Source organism: Coleofasciculus sp. FACHB-712 (assembly GCF_014695635.1).
Classification (GTDB): domain Bacteria; phylum Cyanobacteriota; class Cyanobacteriia; order Cyanobacteriales; family FACHB-T130; genus FACHB-T130.
In genome coordinates this window covers 1-23210 of sequence record NZ_JACJOQ010000055.1, presented here as the reverse complement: position 1 = coordinate 23210, position 23210 = coordinate 1, and the positions used below count along the sequence as shown (strand labels likewise).

Annotated in this window: 21 protein-coding genes and 1 pseudogene; 11 read left to right on the top strand and 11 right to left on the bottom strand. The window is 48.4% G+C overall.

What is annotated here, in order from left to right; genetic code table 11:
- Window positions 1–141: 141 nt before the first annotated feature.
- Window positions 142–1206 carry an ADP-ribosylglycohydrolase family protein gene (locus tag H6F50_RS01225; protein WP_190425416.1) on the bottom strand — a complete coding sequence of 355 codons (1065 nt, stop codon included), beginning with the start codon at window positions 1204–1206 and terminating at the stop codon, window positions 142–144.
- A 42-nt stretch (window positions 1207–1248) separates the two neighbouring features.
- A complete protein-coding gene (locus H6F50_RS01220; RefSeq protein WP_190425413.1) occupies window positions 1249–1674 on the bottom strand; it encodes a GxxExxY protein in 426 nt (141 codons plus the stop codon).
- 61 nt (window positions 1675–1735) lie between these two features.
- Here H6F50_RS01220 and H6F50_RS01215 point away from each other — a divergent pair, with 61 nt between their 5' ends.
- Both H6F50_RS01215 and H6F50_RS01210 read left to right on the top strand, forming a co-directional pair.
- Window positions 1736–4741: a valine--tRNA ligase gene (locus tag H6F50_RS01215; protein WP_190425410.1), complete on the top strand. Its 3006-nt coding sequence runs from the start codon at window positions 1736–1738 to the stop codon at window positions 4739–4741.
- A gap of 168 nt (window positions 4742–4909) precedes the next feature.
- Entirely contained in the window at window positions 4910–5368 is a 459-nt protein-coding gene (locus tag H6F50_RS01210) for a hypothetical protein (RefSeq protein WP_190425398.1), read from the top strand.
- Window positions 5369–5488: 120 nt separating this feature from the next.
- Here the strand turns inward: H6F50_RS01210 and H6F50_RS01205 are convergent, their stop codons facing one another.
- The 6 genes from H6F50_RS01205 to H6F50_RS01180 all read right to left on the bottom strand — a co-directional run bounded on the left by H6F50_RS01205 (window position 5489) and on the right by H6F50_RS01180 (window position 12118).
- A complete protein-coding gene (locus H6F50_RS01205) occupies window positions 5489–7606 on the bottom strand; it encodes a cation:proton antiporter (protein ID WP_190425425.1) in 2118 nt (705 codons plus the stop codon).
- 290 nt (window positions 7607–7896) lie between these two features.
- Window positions 7897–8565 carry an HAS-barrel domain-containing protein gene (locus H6F50_RS01200; protein WP_190411692.1) on the bottom strand — a complete coding sequence of 223 codons (669 nt, stop codon included), beginning with the start codon at window positions 8563–8565 and terminating at the stop codon, window positions 7897–7899.
- 115 nt (window positions 8566–8680) lie between these two features.
- Window positions 8681–8878 carry an NAD(P)H dehydrogenase subunit NdhS gene (locus H6F50_RS01195; RefSeq protein WP_190411693.1) on the bottom strand — a complete coding sequence of 66 codons (198 nt, stop codon included), beginning with the start codon at window positions 8876–8878 and terminating at the stop codon, window positions 8681–8683.
- Between the two features lie 97 nt (window positions 8879–8975).
- Window positions 8976–10229: a rod shape-determining protein RodA gene (gene rodA / locus H6F50_RS01190; RefSeq protein ID WP_190425394.1), complete on the bottom strand. Its 1254-nt coding sequence runs from the start codon at window positions 10227–10229 to the stop codon at window positions 8976–8978.
- A gap of 71 nt (window positions 10230–10300) precedes the next feature.
- The gene (locus H6F50_RS01185; RefSeq protein ID WP_190425392.1) at window positions 10301–11365 is read right to left on the bottom strand and encodes an Mrp/NBP35 family ATP-binding protein; all 1065 of its coding nucleotides are present in this window, start codon (window positions 11363–11365) and stop codon (window positions 10301–10303) included.
- A 261-nt stretch (window positions 11366–11626) separates the two neighbouring features.
- Complete coding sequence (locus H6F50_RS01180; RefSeq protein ID WP_190411696.1) at window positions 11627–12118, bottom strand: SRPBCC family protein; 492 nt, start codon at window positions 12116–12118, stop codon at window positions 11627–11629.
- A gap of 365 nt (window positions 12119–12483) precedes the next feature.
- On the opposite strand from H6F50_RS01180, the gene hemF reads away from it, so the two are divergent.
- The 3 genes from hemF (at window position 12484) to H6F50_RS01165 (ending at window position 14658) form a co-directional block, all read left to right on the top strand.
- Window positions 12484–13530 (top strand): oxygen-dependent coproporphyrinogen oxidase, encoded by a 1047-nt coding sequence (gene hemF, locus H6F50_RS01175; RefSeq protein WP_190425390.1) that lies wholly within the window; start codon window positions 12484–12486, stop codon window positions 13528–13530.
- 74 nt (window positions 13531–13604) lie between these two features.
- Entirely contained in the window at window positions 13605–14027 is a 423-nt protein-coding gene (locus H6F50_RS01170) for an anti-sigma factor antagonist (RefSeq protein WP_190425388.1), read from the top strand.
- 262 nt (window positions 14028–14289) lie between these two features.
- Window positions 14290–14658 carry an STAS domain-containing protein gene (locus H6F50_RS01165; protein ID WP_190411700.1) on the top strand — a complete coding sequence of 123 codons (369 nt, stop codon included), beginning with the start codon at window positions 14290–14292 and terminating at the stop codon, window positions 14656–14658.
- Between the two features lie 50 nt (window positions 14659–14708).
- On the opposite strand, the gene H6F50_RS01160 is transcribed toward H6F50_RS01165, so the two are convergent.
- A complete protein-coding gene (locus H6F50_RS01160) occupies window positions 14709–15323 on the bottom strand; it encodes a chromophore lyase CpcT/CpeT (protein WP_190425386.1) in 615 nt (204 codons plus the stop codon).
- A gap of 217 nt (window positions 15324–15540) precedes the next feature.
- Between H6F50_RS01160 and psb29 the strand changes: the two genes are divergently transcribed.
- The gene (gene psb29, locus H6F50_RS01155) at window positions 15541–16278 is read left to right on the top strand and encodes a photosystem II biogenesis protein Psp29 (RefSeq protein ID WP_190425383.1); all 738 of its coding nucleotides are present in this window, start codon (window positions 15541–15543) and stop codon (window positions 16276–16278) included.
- Window positions 16279–16728: 450 nt separating this feature from the next.
- On the opposite strand, the gene trxA is transcribed toward psb29, so the two are convergent.
- A complete protein-coding gene (gene trxA / locus H6F50_RS01150; RefSeq protein ID WP_190411703.1) occupies window positions 16729–17046 on the bottom strand; it encodes a thioredoxin in 318 nt (105 codons plus the stop codon).
- Window positions 17047–17187: 141 nt separating this feature from the next.
- Here trxA and fabG point away from each other — a divergent pair, with 141 nt between their 5' ends.
- Together fabG and H6F50_RS01140 are read left to right on the top strand one after the other, a co-directional pair.
- Complete coding sequence (gene fabG, locus H6F50_RS01145; RefSeq protein WP_190411704.1) at window positions 17188–17952, top strand: 3-oxoacyl-[acyl-carrier-protein] reductase; 765 nt, start codon at window positions 17188–17190, stop codon at window positions 17950–17952.
- Window positions 17953–18086: 134 nt separating this feature from the next.
- The gene (locus tag H6F50_RS01140; RefSeq protein WP_190411705.1) at window positions 18087–18386 is read left to right on the top strand and encodes a protealysin inhibitor emfourin; all 300 of its coding nucleotides are present in this window, start codon (window positions 18087–18089) and stop codon (window positions 18384–18386) included.
- 45 nt (window positions 18387–18431) lie between these two features.
- On the opposite strand, the gene H6F50_RS01135 is transcribed toward H6F50_RS01140, so the two are convergent.
- Window positions 18432–19505 carry a M4 family metallopeptidase gene (locus tag H6F50_RS01135; protein ID WP_199291920.1) on the bottom strand — a complete coding sequence of 358 codons (1074 nt, stop codon included), beginning with the start codon at window positions 19503–19505 and terminating at the stop codon, window positions 18432–18434.
- 252 nt (window positions 19506–19757) lie between these two features.
- Here H6F50_RS01135 and groL point away from each other — a divergent pair, with 252 nt between their 5' ends.
- The 3 genes and pseudogenes from groL to H6F50_RS26675 form a co-directional block, all read left to right on the top strand.
- A complete protein-coding gene (groL, locus tag H6F50_RS01130) occupies window positions 19758–21443 on the top strand; it encodes a chaperonin GroEL (RefSeq protein ID WP_190411706.1) in 1686 nt (561 codons plus the stop codon).
- A 292-nt stretch (window positions 21444–21735) separates the two neighbouring features.
- Window positions 21736–22947, top strand: coding sequence for a hypothetical protein (locus tag H6F50_RS01125; protein ID WP_242028853.1), 1212 nt, complete (start codon window positions 21736–21738; stop codon window positions 22945–22947).
- A 51-nt stretch (window positions 22948–22998) separates the two neighbouring features.
- A pseudogene (locus tag H6F50_RS26675) lies at window positions 22999–23210 on the top strand (magnesium and cobalt transport protein CorA); the annotation flags it as partial.

Genomic DNA, 23210 nt, shown 5'->3' with positions numbered 1-23210 from the left:
ACTCCTGTGAACCAGTACCAGCTGCAAACTGTCCTGCTCACTAAAGATTGGCTGGATGAAGAAGAACAAACCATGCTCAATCGGCTATTTTATGGTGTCCGTCATGGTTTGCTGAAACTAGGGGAATAAGTGAATCGCTACTCAATAGGGTGGTAATAACCTACGGAATCCATGCAAGATCACCACAAGCATGAAGAACAGATTCCTCAGGAAAAGACCAGAAAAAGGCAGAAACAAGGGTCGTTGCCCTACAGCTCGCTCAGAAACCTCAGTTAATCTGCTTCCCAATCTTTCCATCCAAGTAATATTTCTCGGCATTTCCCAGAGACCATCAAGCCACACGGAGGGAATGCCGATTTTGCCTACAGATGCCCCGATAATTCCGCCTAAAATTGCTGCTGTGGTGTCTGTGTCCCCGCCGCAACGAATAATTTCTAGGATGGCGGTTCGATAATCTTGCTGATATCTCAACCAGACATAAATCACCACTGGCACTGTGTGATAAATATAGCCAGTGACGCCTGTGCTTAGCCCCATGTGGGCGGCAAAGGATTCTGTACTTTCTTGGGCATCTGCACAGTCACAAGTTTTTTTAATTAGCTGCAAGAATTCACCAGCCTCTGTGCCTAGGATATTTTCAAGAGTGCAATAGTAATTTTGGGGAGAAACAGAGGATTGGTGGCTAGATAGATAGGATGCGATCGCTACTGCCAAAGCCCCATATTCCGCTTTTGGATCGGTATGGGTGATGTGGGTGGATATTCTGACGAACTCGCGTAATTTTTGGATGTCATCCCCATAACAGACGCCAATAATGGCGCTTCTCATCGCGGGGCCATTTCCAGCAGAGAAAACACCAGCGCGATTGGGGGAAAATCCCAGCCATAGCCTCAAAATCGCTTTTAAGGTAGCATATCCGATACCTGCTGGCAGACCCAGTAACCAGAAGCGCAATTTCCAAGCCAGTTGTTTCGCAAATATCTGGACATCCCCACCCGCAACGATTAAAGCTTGGGCAACCATGCAGGTGTGTTCCGTATCATCGGAGACCATGCCTTTACCAAAGAAGAAATGGTGCCTGTTTATTTGAGGATAAAGGCGATGTTGTCGTTGTTTAGATAAGCCTTCGTAAGGGAGTCCGATGGCGTCACCTACAGCAGTTCCAAGTATACAGCCAATGATTGCATCTGCTTTTTGAAGGGGCATGGGATTAACGAACCGCCAAGGACGCAGAGGACGCAGAGAGAGTTAGGAAGAGAGAACGATGCGGCGGATGCCGTCTTTGAGGAGGGAGACGTTAAAGTTGATGAGCAGGGCAAGGGGATAGTTGGTCATTTTAAGGTAGGAGAGGACTTGGGCTTGGTGAATAGGATCTAGGTTTTGAACAGCTTTCAATTCAACAATTAGGACATCACCAACCAGAAAATCTAATCTGCCTTCACCCACTTGATGACCTTTATAGGTCACAGCTAGCGTTTTCTGAGGTTTAGAAAATATTCCCCGCAACCGAAACTCTACCTCTAACGCCTCCTGATACACAGACTCCAAAAATCCCGGCCCCAGCACTCGATGCACCTCCATCGCCGCACCTATCACAGCATACGCAAGTTTATCCACCTCCTCACTTGGCTCTCTTCTCTTGGCGTCCTTGGTGTCTTGGCGGTTCGTTCTCATATACCCTTCCCTACCGTATGGCAAAATTTATGTAAAGCCGTCTTCATTTATTCTTCCCAGCATGACCGCAACAATCCCCGCCCTCGCCAGCCAATACGACCCCACTACGACAGAAACCAAGTGGCAGAAGTTCTGGGAAGAAAACCAAGTCTTCAAAGCCGACCCCAATCATCCAGGCGTTCCTTACTGCATCGTGATTCCGCCGCCTAACGTCACGGGTAGCTTGCACATGGGACACGCCTTCGAGAGTTCCCTGATTGACACCCTCGTACGCTACCACCGGATGAAAGGACGCAACACGCTGTGGGTACCGGGAACCGACCACGCCAGTATCGCGGTGAACGCCGTACTGGAAAAACAACTGAAGGCAGAAGGAAAAACTCGCCATGAGGTGGGACGCGAGAAGTTTTTAGAACGGGCTTGGCAGTGGAAAACCGAATCTGAGGGAACCATTGTGAATCAGCTGCGGCGTTTGGGCGTCTCGGTAGATTGGACGCGGGAACGCTTCACGATGGATGAAGGCTTATCCAAAGCAGTGTTGGAAGCTTTTATCCAAATGTATGAGGAAGGACTGATTTATCGCGGCAATTACCTGGTGAACTGGTGTCCCGCGAGTCAATCTGCCGTGTCTGACTTGGAGGTGGATAATCAAGAAGTCAACGGGCATCTGTGGCACTTCCGCTATCCCCTCACCGATGGCAACGGCTATGTTGAAGTAGCCACAACTCGCCCCGAAACCATGCTGGGCGATACAGCGGTGGCGGTGAATCCCAACGATGACCGCTACAAGCATTTGATTGGGAAGATGCTGACGCTGCCAATTATGGGGCGAGAAATTCCGATTATTGGCGATGAATTGGTCGATCCGGCTTTCGGGACGGGTTGCGTGAAGGTGACACCCGCCCATGACCCCAATGACTTTGAAATGGGTCAGCGTCACTCTTTGCCGTTTATCAACATCATGAATAAGGACGGCTCTTTAAACGAAAATGCCGGAGAATTTCAGGGGCAAGACCGCTTTGTTGCCCGGAAAAATGTGGTGCAGCGACTGGAAGCAGACAGCGTTCTGGTGAAAGTAGAGGAGTATAAGCATAAGGTTCCTTATAGCGATCGCGGGAAAGTCCCGGTCGAACCCCTCCTCTCAACTCAGTGGTTTGTCAAAATTCGCCCTCTCGCTGACCGGGCGCTAGGGTTTCTGGACGATCGGAATTCACCGGAGTTTGTCCCAGAACGCTGGACGAAGGTTTATCGCGACTGGCTAGTAAAACTAAAAGATTGGTGTATTTCTCGCCAACTGTGGTGGGGACATCAAATCCCAGCTTGGTATGCGGTGAGTGAAACAGGCGACGCAATTACCGACGAAACGCCGTTTGTTGTCGCCCGTACCGAGGCAGAGGCACGGGAGAAGGCATTTGCACAATTTGGAGAAAATGTCAAGTTAGAACAAGATCCAGATGTTCTCGATACCTGGTTCTCTTCTGGTTTGTGGCCTTTTTCGACGCTGGGTTGGCCCGAACAGACGCCAGATTTAACAACCTATTACCCCACCACAACCCTCGTGACAGGCTTTGACATCATCTTCTTCTGGGTTGCCAGAATGACGATGATGGCGGGGCATTTTACGGGAAAAATGCCTTTCCAGGACGTTTACATCCACGGCTTAGTGCTGGATGAGAACGGCAAGAAAATGTCTAAATCTGCCAACAATGGCATCGATCCGCTATTGCTGATTGACAAATACGGCACCGATGCCCTGCGCTACACCTTAATTAAAGAAGTGGCTGGGGCGGGTCAAGATATCCGGATGGAGTACAACCGCAAGACCGATGAATCGGCTTCGGTTGAAGCTAGCCGCAATTTCACGAACAAATTGTGGAATGCTGCCCGGTTTGTGATGATGAATCTGGATGGCAAGACACCGCAACAATTGGGGAACCCCACCCCAACCGTCCCGGATAACGGAGGAGATTTAGAACTATGCGATCGCTGGATTCTCTCCCGCTACCATCAAGTAGTGCAGCAAACCGGCGACTACATCAACAACTATGGTCTTGGTGAAGCCGCTAAGGGACTGTATGAATTCTTTTGGGGCGATTTCTGCGACTGGTACATTGAACTGGTCAAACCTCGCCTGCGCCCAGACGCCCCCGCTTCCTCGCGGTTGGTTGCTCAGCAAACTCTCGCTTATGTGCTGGAAGGAATTCTAAAATTACTCCATCCTTTCATGCCGCACATTACCGAGGAAATTTGGCATACGCTGACTCAAGCGAATGAAGGCAAAAGCTTAGCGTTGCAATCTTATCCCAAATCCGATCCAGCACTCATTAACCCGGATTTAGAGCAACAATTTGAGCTGCTGATTGGCACAATTCGGACGATTCGCAACTTACGGGCAGAAGCAGATATTAAGCCTGGGGTGAAGGTGTCAGCAATCTTGCAAACTGAAAGCGATCGCGAACGGCATATCCTCTTGGCTGGCAAGTCTTATATTCAAGACTTGGCGAAGGTGGAAGAATTAACCATCCCAGGGACAGCCGAAACACAACAACCGCCTTCATCTGCCGAAACACCCAATCAGGCGGTATCTGCCAACGAAAAAGGCAACTTTAAAATTAGCCCAATTTTCTTGCCATTTTTACTGTTGCTGCCCTTGCTCTTTTTAGTGGGCACTGGTGTAATTGCGGTGGCAACAGTGGCAAAACAAATTCTCGGAACCCGTGTCTCAGAAGCCAAACAAGTTAGTGCTACGAATCCTCCATCCACCGTCCCTCTCCCAGAACCGGCAAGTACCGTACAAGCGGATACGCCACAAGCGATCGCTGGTGTCGTGGGTACGGTGCAAGTGTCGATTCCCCTGGCTGGTGTCGTCGATGTGGATGCTCTGCGTGCCAAGTTAGAGAAAAATTTGAACAAAGTTGAAGCAGAAGCAAAAGCCCTTTCGGGACGTTTGAGCAATGCCAAATTTGTTGATAAAGCACCCGCTGATGTCGTCAAGGGAGCGCGGGATGCCCTTGCCGAAGCCGAGACACAGGCAGAAATGCTGCGCGAACGACTCGCGCAACTGTAGAAGAGACTGTAGAAGCGATCGCGTAGGGGCAAAGATATCGCGCCCCTACGAATCCCACTCTGGGTTACACACTCCTTCTTGGGAGGGAAGAAGAAAAGGGTTGTTTAAAGTAGAATACGCCCGTAAAGTTAGGGTGCCCAGTTTTATTAATTTAAAGACAAAATACCAATGCGATATTTTGCCGAAGTGCAAAAAAATGAATCATCGGGCAGTCTGGAATTGCGAATCCTAGCTGAGCAAACCTCTGACAATATCTGGGCAGTGGTGGAGAAGGCATCTGTCGTTCCCGCCGCTGAGATTCCATCCTTAAGCGAAGGTTTGTTGGTTCTGGCAGACCTTGGCGAGAATCAGCAGATTCTAAGTATTCACGAAGCCAAAAACTGGGTTTTGGATTTAGTGCAGCAGTACCTGACAAGTAGCATTACTCCCGCTTTTTTGCAGCAGGAAGCCGAACGTGCTGAACACTGGCGGCAAGACCTTACTTTACAAAGTCAGGAATTAGCTCGCAAAAATTTGGAAATGGAAGCGCGTCGCGAACAAATTCAAACTTTAGAACAAGAACTCGAACAGAAGAAGAAGCAACTAGAAGCCTTAGAAGCAGACCTAAAAAAAAGAGGTAGTAACTAGAGGGAACGTCGCATCAGGGGACGTTTGCAACTTTTGGCAATACTTCTGGGATAAGAACCCTAAACCCCAAACCCCACCCCTTACAAGGAAAGGGTGGGGCAGAGGTAAGAAACGAATTACTCACGTTAAGACATTATCGTTGGCAACCCTTGGCGACGGCTTGGGGAGAAGCACGCCGGTGGTAGTTCGTTGCGGCTCCCCTAACAGCACCACAGAGCAAGCGAGATGTTGAACCAGTTGGGTCGTGATATCGCTAACTTCCAGACCGCCCGCAGTGCGGTATCGTAGCGATCGCAATACAATCAAATCAAACGAACGAGCCGTATTGAGAATCGCTTGCGCCACATTCTCATGCTTAATCACTTCAATCTCAAAGTTCGTCTCCGGTGCCCACTTCGAGGCTAAAAGAGACAGTTGCGATCGCGTCCACGCTACCTTAGCTGCCGAAGTTCTAGCATTGCAGACGTGTAACAACGTTACCTGAGCTTGATTGGAATCGGCTAGAATTTTCGCAAACCGTAACGGTTGCGTCCCTTGCCCCGTCAAGTTTTCCACCGGCACCAAAATGCGGTGAAAATTCATAGGTGAATCCAAGAGGCGTGTCACCACAACTGGACAATGGGACGCCCACAGCACGCTATCAATCACATTGCCAAACAAACGCGCCCTGAAGCCCGTCCGTTTGCCCCAGCCCATCACAATTAAACTCGCTTTTTGTTCGCGGCTAGCGCGGCTAATTCCGCGAGCAATGTCGTCATCTAGGCGCAGCAACGGCTCGGTTTTCACACCCAGTTCCCCAGCGAGTTCCGTGGCTCGCTCAAGTAGCATCTCACTGCGTTGGAACGCAGCTTCCATTTGCGGTGCGTCCATCTGAGCATTGGTTGTCGTAATCGCTAAAGGCACAATTCGTCCAGCTTCATGCCGCGCCAATAGCGCTGCCATTTCCATCAAATACTTCTCAGTTTGCGGATTGTAGACGGGTACAACTACTGTAAAAGGATGGCTTGCCGATGCCTTTTCCCCATCCAGTCGAGTTTTATCGCTCTCCAGTGGCTCAGCTTCCGTTACGGTTAATCCGGGTGCGAACTGACTGGTAATCAACGGTCCTAGCGTTGCCGTCACCAGCATTAAGACAATAACGCTGTTTAAAACCTCTTCCGTTAGTAGTCCAACCCGGTAGCCGACGAGAGTAGCAGCCAGCGTTGCCGCAACCTGGGGCAGCGACAGCGACCACATCACGAGCATCTCGCGCCAGTTGTAGCGGTAGACAAATTTAGCCAACAGAGCCGCTAAAAACTTACTACCAATCAAACCCACTACAATCGCTAGCGTCAGCCAGATAGAACTGAGCGTTTTAATAAATGCTGGGATATCAATCAGTAGCCCCATATCCACAAAGAAAATGGGGATAAACAGGACGCTTCCGACAAAAACCACCTTTTCTTTTACTTGCCCTTCCCCCACAACATCATTCACCGCCAGACCGGCAAGGAAAGCTCCGACAATTTTTTCCACACCGATTAGCTGGGCACCCAACGATGCGAGAAATAGTGCCAAGAGTACAAATAAAAATTGATTGCCTTCTTCTTGCCCAGTGCGCCGGAAAAACTCTCGACCCACCCAGTCAAAGCCAAACAAAATGACGGCAGAGTAGACAATCAAAGAACCAAAAAGGGTGAGTAGCTTCACAACCGTGAAGTCACCCCCATGAATTCCCACACAAACAGCCAATACCAGTAGAGCGCCAACATCAGTGAAGATGGTCGCTCCAATTGTCACCGTGACGGCTTCGTTCCCTACAACGCCGAGACGGCTCACAATCGGGTAAGCCAAGAGAGTATGGGAGGCAAACAGAGAGCCAATCAAAATTGAAGCGTTCCAGTCAAAGTTGAATACACGCCCCACGATTGTTCCCATAATTAGGGGCACTAAAAAGGTAAACGTGCCAAAACCGGCAGAGCGATGCTTCGTTTTGCGGAACTGTTCAATGTCAACTTCTAGCCCTGCCACAAACATCAGGTAAACTAACCCGATATCTGATAGCAGCTTCATCGTCTCTGATTCTTTCTGAAGCAGCTGCAACCCATTAGGCCCAAGAACCACTCCCGCTACCAGCAAACCAACCAGTCCTGGCAGTCGCAGCCGCTCAAAAAGGATGGGCACGGTCAAGATGACTACTAGCAAAAGAGCGAAGGGAACAATTGGTTCCTCTCGGAACACATGCAAAATCGGTTCCATAAACAGCGGCTTGGAGATGAGTTTGAAGCGATGCTTGCAAAAGTCAGCGATGCTGACTTTTGAAAACATGGTGGTATCACTGGAGACATCCTACAGAAAAACCGTTTTTTGCGCCCTACCCTAAAGAAATAGGGGTGCTGGGTACAGTAGATGAATATATTTTGGATCTACGGGATGCCCCAATGGAAGTAGAGTTACAGAAGTTTTTGCGCCCTAAGCGCGAAGGACGGATATTTTGAGGACAAGACACCTTTAATTTTTAGGCGTTAAGTTTCTAGGGCATCCGCTGCCTATAAACGGATTTGGCTCAAAATGTACCTCAAGCGGTCGTAGTCGTCCTTGAGAAGGACGCTGAGGGTTCGTCCTGCCTGCACCAACCAGTCACGGTCAGCCTTGCGTAGTTGATAAATTTCTCGAATCGCTGCTGCAATCAGCGCCTCCACCGGCGCACCCATGACCTGCAATAAGGTTCTTAAGAAATCCATCTGTTCGCTGAAGTGAACAATTTCCTCCGGTTCGCACTGGTAAACCGCTTGATGAATTTGCGGCGGACGAGGCGGCAGGTACTGATAAATCGTTCCACCCAGGCGCTTAGAACCATTGACCCCTTGATGGGTAGCTTCAAAACCAACAATAGCGGCGCGGAACTCGGTTTTCAGCATGGCAAATATTTGGGGTTGCTGCTCTCGCAGTTCCTGCAATGATAGCCCCAAGGCTCTTGCGCGGTGAATGGAATCAATGGGACTGGTCGCCGCATGATAAACAACAGCAAAGACGAGATTTCCCGACTCTTCATCCGTAGCTTTGACCCAACTGCCAAAGGCTGGCATGACAGGAAAGCTCAAGTCTTCTGGATCGAGACACTGTGCCAGGAATTCAGTCGTTGCCGTCTCAATCACCTCAGCAATATGGTTGGCGGGGCGATCGCCTGTGGCAAACTGTGGCAGGGGAAGTCGCATATTTTTGGTAATGGATAATCGGTAATGGGTAATCGGTAATTAGTCGTTCATGTTTCTTTAGGTAAAAACCATGAACTTTGAAGCATGACTAATTACCAATTACTTTTTTCCAATCTTATTTTGCTTTTTTGCGACCTGCTGTTGTCTCTGCAAGTTCTAATTCTGATAGTTGGAAGGTGACGAGTTTATCCCAATTTCCCCCTTCAAATAGGACTGCTGCCTTTCCCTCGCCAACCCGTTGGACTAGCCCTTTATAGCCGTAGTAGATATCGTTAGTGTTCTTTACTTGAACAACCGCTCCAGGCAGAATCATGATTTTTTCTCGGTTAAGTTTTCATTTATTAGCTTAATAGCAGTTAGCTGTCATTCGTCATAGGTCAAACCAGCGACCTATAACGAATGACAAAAAGCTAAAACTTCAATCGGTGTCGATAATTTGCTACAGACTCTACAATCCCCAGCGCCAAAAAATTCTTCAACATCGCCGAACGACCATAACTAACCCAGGGAAGGGGAATGCCGGTTACGGGTGCAAGTCCCATCGTCATGCCTAGGTTAACGACCACCTGAAACACAATCATCGATAAGACGCCAATTGCTAATAAAGATCCAAAGTTGTCTTTGGCATTTTGGGCAATAATCACCAAGCGCAGGCAGATCAACCAAAAGATAAATAGTAGAAAGAAACTGCCTGCAAGTCCGAATTCTTCACCAATGGCAGAGAAAATGAAGTCAGTGTGCTGTTCCGGAATAAAGTTAAGTTGGGTTTGGGTTCCCTTGTGAAGCCCTCGTCCCCACAGTTCGCCTGCGCCAATGGCAATACGAGATTGGATCAGGTGGTATCCGCCGCCGAGGGGGTCTAGATCCGGGTTAAGGAACAAAATCAATCTGTCTTTTTGATAGTCTTTCAAAACTCCCCAGAAGATTTGCCCTAACTCGCCTCCCACCAAGTTGACGACGATCGCTCCAATGGCACCCGACAAAGGCCACGGTAAGGTGCGCCAACCAATAATGCCCATGATTGCCGTCCAGATGAACCATCCGGGCATAAATACGTTAAACAAGATAGCTGAAATCACTGGAGAAGCTAGGAGTATTAGCCAGCCGGGATTGGCATTCCCCCAGTAGAGCATACCCAGCACGATCGCTCCAAACACCAAGGAGGTTCCCAGGTCCGGCTGCAAAAATACTAAAATCCAGGGAACCCCAGTCACCGCTAAAGCTCTCAAAACAGCGGGAATCGTGGAGGCGGGTCGAGCATGTAGAATAGCAGCCAGGGTGATAATCACCCCTAATTTGGCAAATTCAGAGGGTTGAATGTTAAAGTCGCCGATAGTAATCCATCTTTGGGCACCTTTGGCGCTGGTACCAATAATCATCACCGCGATCAGGGACAAGTTGGTAATGCCATAAAGAATCCAGTGCCACTGGAGCAGGTTCTCGTAACGCGATCGCGCGATAAACATCGCCAATATCAGCCCAATGAGGCCCACCAGCCAGTGCCACCACCAGTCGGTCAATCCCTGGTTAAGTTCGGCACTGCGGATCATCACACCTCCAAAAATGGTGAGTCCAACAATCAGTCCCAATAGCAGCCAATCTACCTCTTGCCAAGGGGAAAGCAGCGATCGCCAGCGAAAACCAGTTAGTGACTTATGCAACATTGCTAAACAATTAAAAATTAAAAGTTAAAAATTAAAAAGGCAAATTTTTTACTTTACCTTTTTAATTTTTCTTAAGTTAAGGCAGCGACAGAAACTTTGCCAGCGATCGCTTGAGCGATCGCCATCAGCGCTTTCGCAGAAGCCGACTCTGGATCGGCAACCACAATCGGCACTCCTGCATCGCCCCCCTCTCGGACGGGCATTTCTAGCGGTACGCAGCCCAGCAACGGTACGCCGAGTTCTTGCGCCATCTTTTCACCGCCTCCAGAGCCAAAAATGTCATACTGCTTGTCGGGCATATCCGGCGGAATAAAATAACTCATATTTTCCACCATTCCCAACACGGATACTCCCAACTGCTGGAACATCTTCAAGCCCTTACGCGAATCCAACAAAGCCACCGTCTGCGGCGTCGTTACAATGACTACCCCAGCCATTGGCACCGCTTGCGCTAGCGTTAACTGGGCATCTCCAGTGCCGGGGGGCATATCTACAATCAAATAATCCAGTTCCCCCCACTGTACTTGGTAGAGAAACTGGCGAATAATTCCATTCAGCATCGGACCCCGCCAGATCACCGGCTGATCCTTGTCAATCAAAAACCCCATTGAAACTAATTTGACGCCGTAGTTAAAAGCCGGTTCCAACTCTTCACCATTGGCACCTTGCCGCACGCTTATCTTGGCGTCTGACAATCCCAGCATTGTCGGGTCATTAGGCCCGTAAATATCCGCATCAATCAGACCGACTTTAGCTCCTAAATGTGCTAAAGCCACTGCCACATTCACCGCTACAGTACTTTTGCCCACACCGCCCTTGCCACTAGAAATCGCGATGATATTCTTTACACCAGCAATTCCGGCGCGATCCGGAAGCGACTTTTGTTGGGGTGTCTCAGCGGTGACATCTACCACGACATCTGTCACTTCTGGCAAATTTTTCTTGAGTGCCTGTTCGCACTCTTCCACGATGAACTGGCGTAGTGGACAGGCAGGTGTCGTCAGCACCAGAGTGAAGCTGACTTTTCCGGAGTCAATTTGCACATTGCGAATCATGTTCAACTCGACCAAACTCTTGCGGAGTTCGGGATCTTGCACGGGTCGCAATACTTCTAAAACTGAGCTGGCATCGAGCATAACTAGGTTACTTGCATTCCTTATCCCAGATATTGCACCTGGGACAAAACGATCGGGGTTCTCTCTCTTCAAGTATCTTAACGGTTTGTTTGACGCGATCGCGCTATGCAGTTCAGGGTCTAAATTTAGATTGTTAATTACTAATTACTAATTGATAACTCCCTCTATTTGCCTCTCCCCCTCTCCTGAAACCTGTATTCTCAGTTCTCAGCGTTCTCAGCCCTCAGTCCTCAGCCCTCAGTCCTCAGTCCTCTCTAGTTTCTAGCCTTGAGCTTGTAAACCCACCTGTTCGGCAGCTTGGGCTAATTCAGTGGCAACACGAGCTGAGTAAGACCCAATCATCCACCAAATTAAAGGTGACAACCAACCGCGCAACGTCACTGAATAAGATACATACGTGCCGCAGACCGTCGATTCTACCTGGTACGTCACCCGTTTCTCAACTCCTGGGATTGCCAGCATTCTCACACTGAGTAACTCACAGGGACGGACACGCTCAACAAAAACCCGGATGGGAATAGGTAGCCAGCGCGTGACTACCTTGTAAATCAATCCCGGTTTGGCAATCAACCCGCTGGGGACATTGGTGCTGGCAAGTAGAGGATGCCAGGATACATCGCCAATATTGATTAATTTTTGCCAGAGGACATCCACCGAAGCAGAACTAACGGCGCGGTAAGTCCGAACCAGGGAAAACTTAAAGGAAAAACCCTCTCGACCAGCGATAAACTTTAAGGAAAAATTGAGAATCACAACACTCCTCCTCGCACCAAGTCTTCAAGGGAACTTATTACTTTAATCCCTGGGATCATTAGGTAGCATCCCCCTGTAGGATATTTCGATAGCCTGTAGACGCTTTATTCAACTTGCTGCTTGGGTTCAGCAGACCCGATTTAAGATAGGCTGTAAGTTCCCCTGCGATCGCATAGAGTTGAGTGCTTTGACCCGATCAAAGCGGCTCACCCTCACCCCGAAAAGCAAGCTGACGTGGTACAAGCGATCGCGCCCGTACAAGCCGGTATCCTGGGTGAACTAAGGCGAACTCCCATCCCGATTTATTCAATTCAATACCTTTTTCCTTTCCCAATCGCTTTTGTGAACAATATTGACTTGAGATTATGACAGCTTTTCAGACGGACGTAACTACTTCTGCTAAGGTTTTGCCCCCAGATGACTCGAAAGCTAGGGTCAGCCAGTTTATGCAGCAGCTGCAAGACCAAATCTGCGAAGGTTTGGAACAACTGGATGGAGTTGGGAAATTTCAACAAGATGCCTGGGAACGAGAAGAAGGCGGCGGCGGTCGTTCCCGCGTCCTCCGCGAGGGCGCAGTTTTTGAACAGGGTGGCGTTAATTTTTCTGAAGTCTGGGGTCAACAGTTACCTCCGTCGATTCTGGCGCAACGCCCGGAGGCGGCTGGGCACGGCTTTTATGCGACTGGCACCTCAATGGTCTTGCATCCGCGCAATCCCTACGTCCCCACAGTTCACCTCAATTATCGCTACTTTGAGGCAGGGCCAGTTTGGTGGTTTGGCGGCGGGATCGATTTAACCCCTTACTACCCGTTTGCAGAAGATGTCGCTCAATTTCACCGCACTTTAAAGCAAGCCTGTGATGCTCACCACCCAGAGTATTACCCCACGTTTAAACTCTGGTGCGATGAATATTTTTATCTGAAGCACCGCCAAGAAACGCGGGGCGTTGGAGGACTCTTCTTTGACTATCAAGATGGTCAGGGAGCCTTGTATCGCGGCCCGCACGCCGATGGACCAGCAGCTGTTTACAGCAACCAAGTGGGTACGCCAGAGCCTCGCAACTGGGAAGATTTGTTCGCTTTTGTGCAGCATTGCGGTCAGACATTTTTACCGGCTTACGTTCCCATTGCCGAGCGGCGGCAAAAAATGGAATATAGCGATCGCCAGCGGAATTTCCAGCTATATCGTCGCGGTCGCTATGTGGAATTTAACCTCGTCTACGACCGAGGCACCATTTTTGGTCTTCAGACGAACGGGCGCACTGAGTCAATTTTGATGTCTTTACCGCCTCTAGTTCGCTGGGAATATGGCTATCAACCCGAACCGAACACCCCAGAAGCCGAGCTTTATGAAACTTTCTTAAAGCCGCAAGATTGGGCAAACTGGACACCTCCCTCGGAATCGCCGGTCTGAGTTAGACTACGGGAAAAATCCCGCTCTCATCGCACCCGGTTGATATACTTGCCCATCTTTAGAGGTGAGTGTCCGTGCTTCACATCGACCAGAAAACATACACGACCCAAAACGGCACGAAGATTATCGTTTTGACACCAACAGGACGGCTGGATATCACCACAGCTTTGCAATTTCGCGTGAAATTACAAGAGAGTCTTTATACACTCAGTCGTCATGTGGTCGTAAATCTTGGGAGAGTGAATTTTATTGATAGTTCTGGTCTCACCTCATTGGTGGCAGGGATGCGAGATGCGGACAAGGTAAACGGGAGTTTCCGCCTTTGCAATCTGCTTCCAGCCGCCAAGGTGGTGCTGGAAATCACCATGATGGATTCGGTATTAGAAATCTACGAGAACTGTAACGACTGCTTCAACCCCCCGGATGCCCCTGGAACCATCCTCTCCCCTAGAAGAGGAGGCGATCCCTTTTTTCCGGATATTGAAGCAGAGTTGTGAGTAACACTGGAATCTTCTACCTGTATGATTCTGAGTGCTATCTTAGTGGGCGATCGCGCCAATCCAGTCTGCTAGAAGCCGAATTTAATGTAATTTTTTTCAAGCTTTGCTTTAAGATTAGGCGAGCTGAATTTTTGGTAGCTCTAATCTCTAAGTTAGAGTTAGACTACTGAAAGCTCAAATCATGGGAGCAATCGTAGTAAAATGCGGCTCCTATCTAGATATTAAATATAGACGGAGCTTCCGGAGCAAGGAGGTCTTGGTGATTCATATCGATCAGAGAACACATACGACTCAAGACGGGACGACAGTCATCGTCTTAGCCCCCACTGGACGCCTGGATATTACAACCGCATGGCAGTTTCGTCTGAAGTTGCAGGAATGTATTTCCAAACTCAGTCGCCACGTAGTTGTGAATCTCGGTCAAGTTAATTTTATTGACAGCTCTGGTCTAACATCCTTGGTGGCAGGAATGCGAGATGCTGACAAAGTAAAAGGCAGTTTCCGCATATGTAACGTCCATCCAGAGGCAAAACTCGTTTTTGAAGTCACCATGATGGATTCGGTGTTTGAAATTTTTGAAACCGAGGAAGAGGCTCTTGAAGGAGTGCCTCGCAGCATGGTCAGCTAAATTATTCATGAGTTATGCAGTCAATCGTCCTTAACTAAGGACAAAAGATTTCAAATTGCTAGCTCAGCGGAAAAATCTTCGCGCTTAGTGAAAATATAGGGGCCAAGCAGTGCCCCCCAGATGGCTCTGCCTGTTTGGGGGTCAATTCCCTTGTCATAGCTTCTAAATTCTTGATGCCGCGCCTCAAACCCTAAAGAAACCTGGTAAGTTTCTCCTTGATAGGTAAAACAGCAGGGGGCATCAGTCGCGGGTGCGGTAGAAAAGTTATAGGTATTTTGAGCTAAGGGTTGCTGAATGACGGCGAGGGTACAGCCGGGGAGAAGTTCCATCTGTTCTGGTGTAAGCGTCTTCAGCAAGGCTGGATTTTGACCGGCACCTCTGACCCGATCGGGATCTTTCAGCATATAGTATTGCACCATCAGCGAGGCTTGAGAGGTGTCGCTGTGGCGCAGGCGCAGAATCCGAGGACGATAGGGACGATCCAGTTGCAGGATGTTCGCTTGCTCTGCAAACAGGGTGAGGCTATCTTCTGCAAACAGCGGTACGGGTCGCAGCCAAAGGCGGAGGTTTACGTACCAAGCGGGTTCTCTTGTCGCTTGTTCTGAATTCTCAAATTCTCCAGCTATATATTGAGCCAGGAGCGTTAGTTCAGGAGAAAAAGTCATTGGGAATGGCTAATCGATAATGGGTAATCAGCAATCGGAATTTAGGATAAGGAAGGCGTATCTCTAACTTCTAAGACCCTTTTCCCAATTACCAATGAATAATTTCTGCGATCCCCGGCATTGTATCGCCGGGAGTCTCTACAAGACATTGCCTTGGCAAAGGTGTCCAAAAGCTGTGACAATGAGTTTACATCGCCCTCAAACTTAAAATTTTCCGGTGAATAACGTCCGCACTGTATCAGACACCAAAAGAACTTTCTATACCCTACACACCCGCCCCATTAACTCCATCTACCGGCGGGTGGTAGAAGAGTTGATGGTGGAAATGCACTTGCTTTCGGTCAATGTGGACTTTCGCTACGACCCCATTTATGCATTGGGCGTGGTGACATCCTTTAACCGCTTCATGCAAGGCTATCGACCAGAACGAGATAAAGAACCGATTTTTGAAGCCCTCTGTCGAGCAGTCGAGAACGAGCCGCAACAGTACAAGCAGGATGCCCAGCGGCTGGAAGAATTAGCCATGCGTCTGGGTGGGAAGGATATCGTTGCCTGGTTAAACCCAACGGCTCCTAGTCACGGCGCTGATGACTTGCACGCTGCTGTGCAGGCGATCGCTAACAATTCTCCGTTTAAGTACAGCCGTTTGTTTGCGATTGGTTTATTTACGCTGCTGGAAGTAGCAGATTCCGATTTGGTAAAAGACGAAAAGCAGCGGATTGAGGCGCTCAAGCAAATCTGTAATGCCTTAAACCTGCCAGAAGATAAATTACTCAAAGACCTAGAGCTGTATCGCAGCAATTTGGAGAAAATGGCTCAAATGCAGCTGGCTATGGAAGATATGCTAAAAGCAGATCGAAAAAAACGCGAGCAACGTGGGGATAAAGGGGTTGTGGTGGCTCCTCCCAATAGTTCTCCAGAATCAAGCGTTGCTCCAGGCACTTCTCAAGACTAGGCAACTTGTGTTGAAGCTGAGAAAGCCTTCCGTATGATAGCGATCGCTCATCCGATTTCCTTTTGATGGGCTAAACATCCGTAAGTGGTAATGGGTCTTTAGTCATTTGCCAAGAGTCATTAGCAACAAACTAATGACTCTTGGCAAATGATTTAAGGGTTCGCTTTCTTTAGCTTTGTAGATTACCAATTACTCTCCAGAAATGAATTTCGGTTTGGCATCTCGGTGGTGAAATGCAGCCTCCCCTCGCAGCACTTATCCCAGCTTTCCGAGATCCGCACTAAGTTGAGAGATTAGCCCGGAAGTCAAGTTCCGGGCTGGCTTGGCAGCTGACTCAGAAGGCGGCAAGATATGAGTTCCCGTAAATATCTGCGTCCGCGCTCGTCAGCAGCTCCGGATGCTTTCACCAAAGAGAGCTATTGGTTACACCCAGATACTGCCGATGTAGCCTTAAACCAACGCTTCTAGGCGCTGGATGAGTTGTGGAGCTGTCAGCACACCCTCAATGCGCTCAACTACCTGACTATTTTTAAATAAAACCAACGTTGGTAGGGCGTGAATTTGATATTGGCTCGCCAAGTTTGGATATTTATCCGTATCAATTTTTACAACCTGTAACCGTTCGTTCATCTGGGCGCTTACCTGCTCCAGAATCGGGACCATCATCTGACAAGGACCGCACCAAGTCGCGTAAAAATCCACCAACACTGGCTTTTCAGACCCAGACAGTAACTCTTGGAAATTGTTGAACTGCTTTTTAGTTGCCATGCGATCAAAGTGTTTTCTGCTCTTTCACGACAATCGTAATCTTTTGGCGTATTGATTCGTTCAGTCCGAGGTACGAATCGACCTAAGATCGTTAGCGCAGTTAAATAACCGCGTTCATAACGGATCGAGAGGAATTTATTGATGGAAGCATTGCCAGAGAGTCAGCAAAGATTACGCGGACAGGTTGCCATCGTTACCGGCGCTTCACGAGGAATTGGTCGAGCGATCGCCTTAGAATTGGCATCTGAGGGAGCCAGTGTAGCGATTAACTATGCGAGTTCTAGTGGAGCAGCCGAAGAAGTCGTGAGTGAAATTACCGCAGCAGGCGGTAGTGCGATCGCCCTCCAAGCAGACGTATCCAAAGCCGATCAAGTAGACGCCCTCCTGAACACCGTGATGGAGAAGTGGAAGCGCGTTGATGTCTTGGTGAATAATGCTGGAATTACCCGCGATACCCTGTTGTTGCGGATGAAGCCGGAAGATTGGCAAGCCGTGATTGACCTTAACCTCACTGGCGTCTTTTTGTGTACGCGAGCTATCAGTAAGGTGATGCTGAAGCAACGCTCCGGGCGCATTATTAATATTTCATCCGTTGCCGGTCAGATGGGCAACCCCGGTCAGGCAAACTACAGTGCTGCCAAAGCGGGAGTGATTGGGTTTACGAAAACCGTCGCCAAAGAACTCGCCACTCGCGGCATTACAGTCAATGCTGTTGCCCCTGGATTTATCGCCACCGATATGACGAGCAATATCAAATCAGAGGAAATCTTAAAATTCATCCCCCTCGGTCGTTACGGTCAACCAGAGGAGGTTGCTGGTTTAGTTCGATTCCTAGCCGCCGATCCGGCTGCCGCCTATATCACGGGTCAAACGCTCAATGTGGACGGCGGTATGGTGATGGCATAGCGACCATAGCGGCAGAGGACTGTGAGCGTAGTGACGCTCTCCTCGCGGTCGGAGTGGGAAAGAGAGAGGCCGACAAAGAATAACATCCATCACTGCTTACTATGGAGTTAGTCTTGCTCCCTGCGAGGGAAACTATGCGAATTTCTTTTGAACGGACTGGCGGCTTTGCTGGGATGCGCCTGACAAAAGTTTTTGACACTACGACTCTGCCTGCAAATGAAGCAAATCAGCTGCGCCTCCTGATTGACGCAGCTGATTTCTTTGATTTGCCTGCCGCGATCGCTTCCAACACTCCCCAACCCGACCGCTTTCAGTACAAGCTAACGGTGGAAGAAAACACTCAGCAACATACTGTTTTAGTGAGTGAATCCGCCGTACCTGGAAACTTAAGACCGCTGCTGGAATGGCTGATGGCAGCTGCACGCAGAAATTAAAAATGAAGAATTGCCTCTTCCATTTTTAATGCACGCATTTTTAATTTAAATCACTCCCACTTCTTGCCAACCTTTGCGGACTGCATTCTGCTCCTTGGAGCCTTCGCCGTAGAGTTCTCCAGCGACTGTAATGAGAGTATTCGCAGCCCGTTTAAAATTCGCTCTAGAGCGCAGGCGATCGCGTAAAGCGATATACCAGATTTTCCCTGCCTTTTCCCAAGCGTAGCCGCCAATTTCCACTGCTGCTAAATAAAAGGCACGGTTGGCAATCCCTGAGTTAATATGCACGCCTCCGTTATCTTCCAGCCCTTTGTAGCGGTCTTTATAAGTCGCAGGCTGGGGGTCTTTGCCTAGCACTGGGTCGTCGTATGCTGTCCCCGGTGCCTTCATTGAGCGAATCCCAACGCCCTTAACATTGGCGGTAAACAAACCTTCCCCGATAATCCAGTCAGCTTCCTCGGCGGTCTGATTGAGAACCCGCTGTTTTACCAGAGAACCAAAGACATCGGAAAAAGATTCATTCAGTGCGCCGGATTCGCCGTAATAGATTAGATTGGCTTCATATTGGGTGACGCCGTGGGTTAGCTCATGCCCAATCACATCAATCGCCTTGGTGAAGCGTTCAAAAATCTCTCCATCCCCATCACCGTAGACCATTTGGTCGCCGTTCCAAAAAGCGTTGTCATACTTCACGCCAAAATGAACCGTCGAGTCCAAACGCAGCCCTCGATTGTCGATGGAATTCCGCTCGAACACCTGCTCGTACAAGTCATAAGTTGCACCCGATCCGTCGTAGGCTTCGTTGATCGCGGCATCTTCGCTGGGAGGATCGCCTTCACTCCGCACCAAGGTGCCTGGTAGATCGTTGCCATTTTTAGCATCAAAGATGGTACGACGCTTCTCTCCCGGTGATGCTGCGAACGAGATATTTCCCACTGTCAAGCGCCGTCCGCGAAACTGTTCTGACACGGTTAAGGTTTGAAAAGCCCATGCCCGCTGCTCAGGGTTGCCATTCTGGAGAACCTCCTTCAGCATATGAGGAGGAACGATACAACAAATGGGATGAAGTCTATCGCAGCAAGGTTGCAGCCCTACCGCTCTTTTTTTTGGTGAACGCATAAATTATTTCCTTTGTCAAGGACAGAGCATCAAAAAGTGGATGATAAACGCATTCAATCCAATCCGCTCTAGTTATCGAGAATTCGGCAATTTCGTTACAAAAAGTAACTCAAAAGTGCGTGCGATCGCTCTAGCTGTTTATTATGTGCCTCCCCCATATCAATCGAGGTGAGGACTCTCATCCTCTCGGATTAGCACTCTGTGCCAGTGAGTGCTAAATTGACTAATGGAAGCGCTCTGAAAACCTAAAACATGGCAAAAATCGTTGCATTTAATGACGAATCGCGGCGGGCACTAGAGCGGGGCGTGAACGTCCTGGCAGACGCCGTTCGCATTACGCTGGGGCCGAAAGGGCGGAATGTCCTTCTAGAGAAGAAGTTTGGCGCACCCCAAATTGTGAACGATGGTATCACCGTTGCCAAGGAAATTGAATTAGAAGACCCCCTGGAAAATACAGGCGCTCGACTGATTCAGGAAGTGGCATCCAAGACGAAAGATATTGCGGGTGATGGCACGACGACAGCGACGGTTCTGGCTCAAGCGATGATTCGTGAGGGCTTGAAGAACGTAGCGGCTGGGGCAAATCCAGTGAGTTTGCGGCGGGGAATCGAAAAAACGATCGCCTTCTTAGTGGAGGAAATTGTAGCGATCGCGAAACCAGTGGAAGGTAGCGCGATCGCGCAAGTGGCAACCGTCTCCGCTGGTAACGATGAAGAAGTCGGCAAAATGATTGCCGAAGCGATGGATAAAGTCACCAAAGACGGCGTGATCACCGTTGAAGAATCCAAATCGATGGCAACGGAACTGGATGTCGTCGAGGGGATGCAGCTGGATCGCGGCTACATTTCTCCCTACTTCATCACCGATTCCGAACGGATGGTGGTGGAATATGAAAACGTCCGGATTTTGATGACGGATAAAAAAATCAACTCTATCCAGGATTTGATTCCCGTCTTGGAAAAAGTTGCCCGTTCCGGTCAAGCTTTGCTGATTATTGCCGAAGACATCGAAGGAGAAGCTTTGGCAACTTTGGTGGTAAATAAAGCGCGGGGCGTACTGAATGTAGCCGCCATCAAAGCGCCTGGATTTGGCGAACGCCGCAAAGCGATGCTGCAAGATATCGCCGTTCTCACTGGCGGTCAGCTAATCTCAGAAGAAGTTGGTTTGAGCCTAGATACCGTCTCCCTGGAGATGCTGGGAACCGCTCAGAAAATCACCATTGATAAAGAAAACACCACCATCGTCGCTGGTGATGCCAAGACGGCAGATGTGCAAAAGCGGATTGCCCAAATTCGCAAGCAGCTAGAAGAAACGGATTCTGACTACGACAAAGAAAAGCTGCAAGAGCGAATTGCTAAGCTTGCCGGTGGTGTCGCCGTCATCAAAGTGGGTGCGGCGACCGAAACCGAACTCAAAGACCGCAAGCTGCGGATTGAAGACGCCCTCAACGCGACCAAAGCTGCTGTGGAAGAAGGTATCGTTCCTGGCGGTGGCGCGACGCTGATTTACCTGAGCAAGAAAGTTGCTGACATTAAAAATAGTCTGGACGCCGAAGAAAAAGTCGGTGCTGACATTGTGGGCAGATCTCTAGAAGCTCCCCTGCGTCAGATGGCAGATAATGCCGGTGTCGAAGGCTCTGTCATTGTCGAGAAGGTGCGCGAGACTGATTTGAATATCGGTTACAACGCGGCTACCGACACATTTGAAGACCTGATCGCCGCTGGGATTATCGACCCTGCGAAAGTTGTACGTTCGGCGTTGCAAAATGCCGGTTCGATTGCTGGGATGGTGTTGACCACTGAAGCCCTGGTTGTCGAGAAGCCTGAGAAGAAAGCGGCTGGTGCCCCGGATATGGGCGGCATGGGCGGCATGGGCGGCATGGGCGGCATGGGTGGCATGGGCGGCATGGGTGGCATGGGCGGCATGGGCATGATGTAGTCCATTGTTCGCGTCCCCAGCGCCCACAGGTTGAAACCTGAAGCTAAAAAAACAAAGCCCACCTTTGTGGACTGAAAGAAAAGCAGCTTGTCTCAAACGGCAAGCTGCTTTTTTGTAGCGATCGCTCATTGTAAGAGTGTTACAGTATTGAAAAATTATAGGGTTCAAACCTACTTAACCGGGATAATTCCTCAAACTTCTGTTTAATCAGCGTTCTGGATAAACTGTGCCATTGGATACAAAGACTGTTAGCTTGGGTGAATTCTAGGGAACCCTATATAGAGGTAATTCTTTGGAAAATTTTCACTCAGTCAGAGGGTTAAATTTAACGATGCTAGTTTTTTTTATTCATGGCGTTGCCACACGGACTGTTCAATATGCAGATAATTTGAAACTTCTCATTAAAAATGAGTTCGACCAAAGAGGTGAATCTTTACCCCACTTATACTCCAGTTTTTGGGGCAATATATTAACTGATGTAGACAAAATATGGAATTTTATTCATCAAGATTTACAAAAGCTTAAAAAAGAACATTCTCAAACTAGTATTGACGATATATTTCGTTATAAAGAACTTAGGCAAGGATTTCTTTCTCAGTTCGGCGGAGATTTTTTAACTTACTTTAATCCAGAACGTGGAGAAGCAATTAGAAAACTTATCGCACAACAATTATATGATTTTCTTAAAAACAATTCTGAAGAAACTGAACTCCATATTGTTGCACACTCTTTAGGAAGCGTTATCCTATGGGACGTTTTATTTTCAGAAAGATTTAGTCCTCAAGATCCAGCCACTGACATTCGGGCAATGATTCATGGTTTTAATTCATCTAGTAACGTAAAAAAGGTTACTTTAAAAAGTCTTACTACAATGGGCTCACCTATATTATTTTTAAATACGATGCTGCAAGTCAGTCCTGAGACAGTAAAAAAATTTGCAGATAACTATGAAAAAGCTCCTCTTAGATGGATTAACATGATTCATTCTTCTGATGTTATCGCTTACCCCCTGGGGTCAAGCTTAAATATAAACTCAGTTGATAATCTGTTTTTCCGAGATGAGTATGTTTCAACGAATGCTAACCCTCTGGAAAAAGCCGCACGTAGTATTGGTCAACTTGAGGCAGCAATGGCTTTAGGGGCAGCTGATGGTCATGCCTGGTACTGGCAGTGCCAAAGAACGGCGAGTTTGATTGCAGATAATATTTTAGGAGAAAAGAAAGCCCCAAGCTTGAATGACAGTATGCTCCAAGAGGTGACTACTCGTTTATACAAAGTGCCAGGGATGACTAACGATCAAGAAAATAATTCTAAGGTCGCTATAGTATATTTAAAGTTTAAAGATGGTAGTGGTACGCTCCGCGTATTTATAAACCCTCTTCAGGTTCATCATGTTTATGTTTTTGATAATCAAGATGTTTGTAATTTTGGGGGATATGTTGGATGGCTTCATACTACGGGTCTAAAGGAAGAACTTGAGTTTATTAAAAGAAAATATTGCTGATTAAAATAGTTAAAATTCTAAAACAAATATTCAACTACAAGGTAAACCTGTATGACACAAAGACGCCCCCAGCCTGCGGAAGTAGTTACACAATATAATGAAGACGAAGACGATGATAATTCTTTGTTTGAAGACTTTTACGATAAACCTGGTAGTCTACCAGGAACAATTTTTATTAATAAAAATTCTCCGCCACCCAAAATTATCTTAATTGACTACAACGAGGCAAACCGCATCTGCATGCCACTTGAGACCCCAGCAGC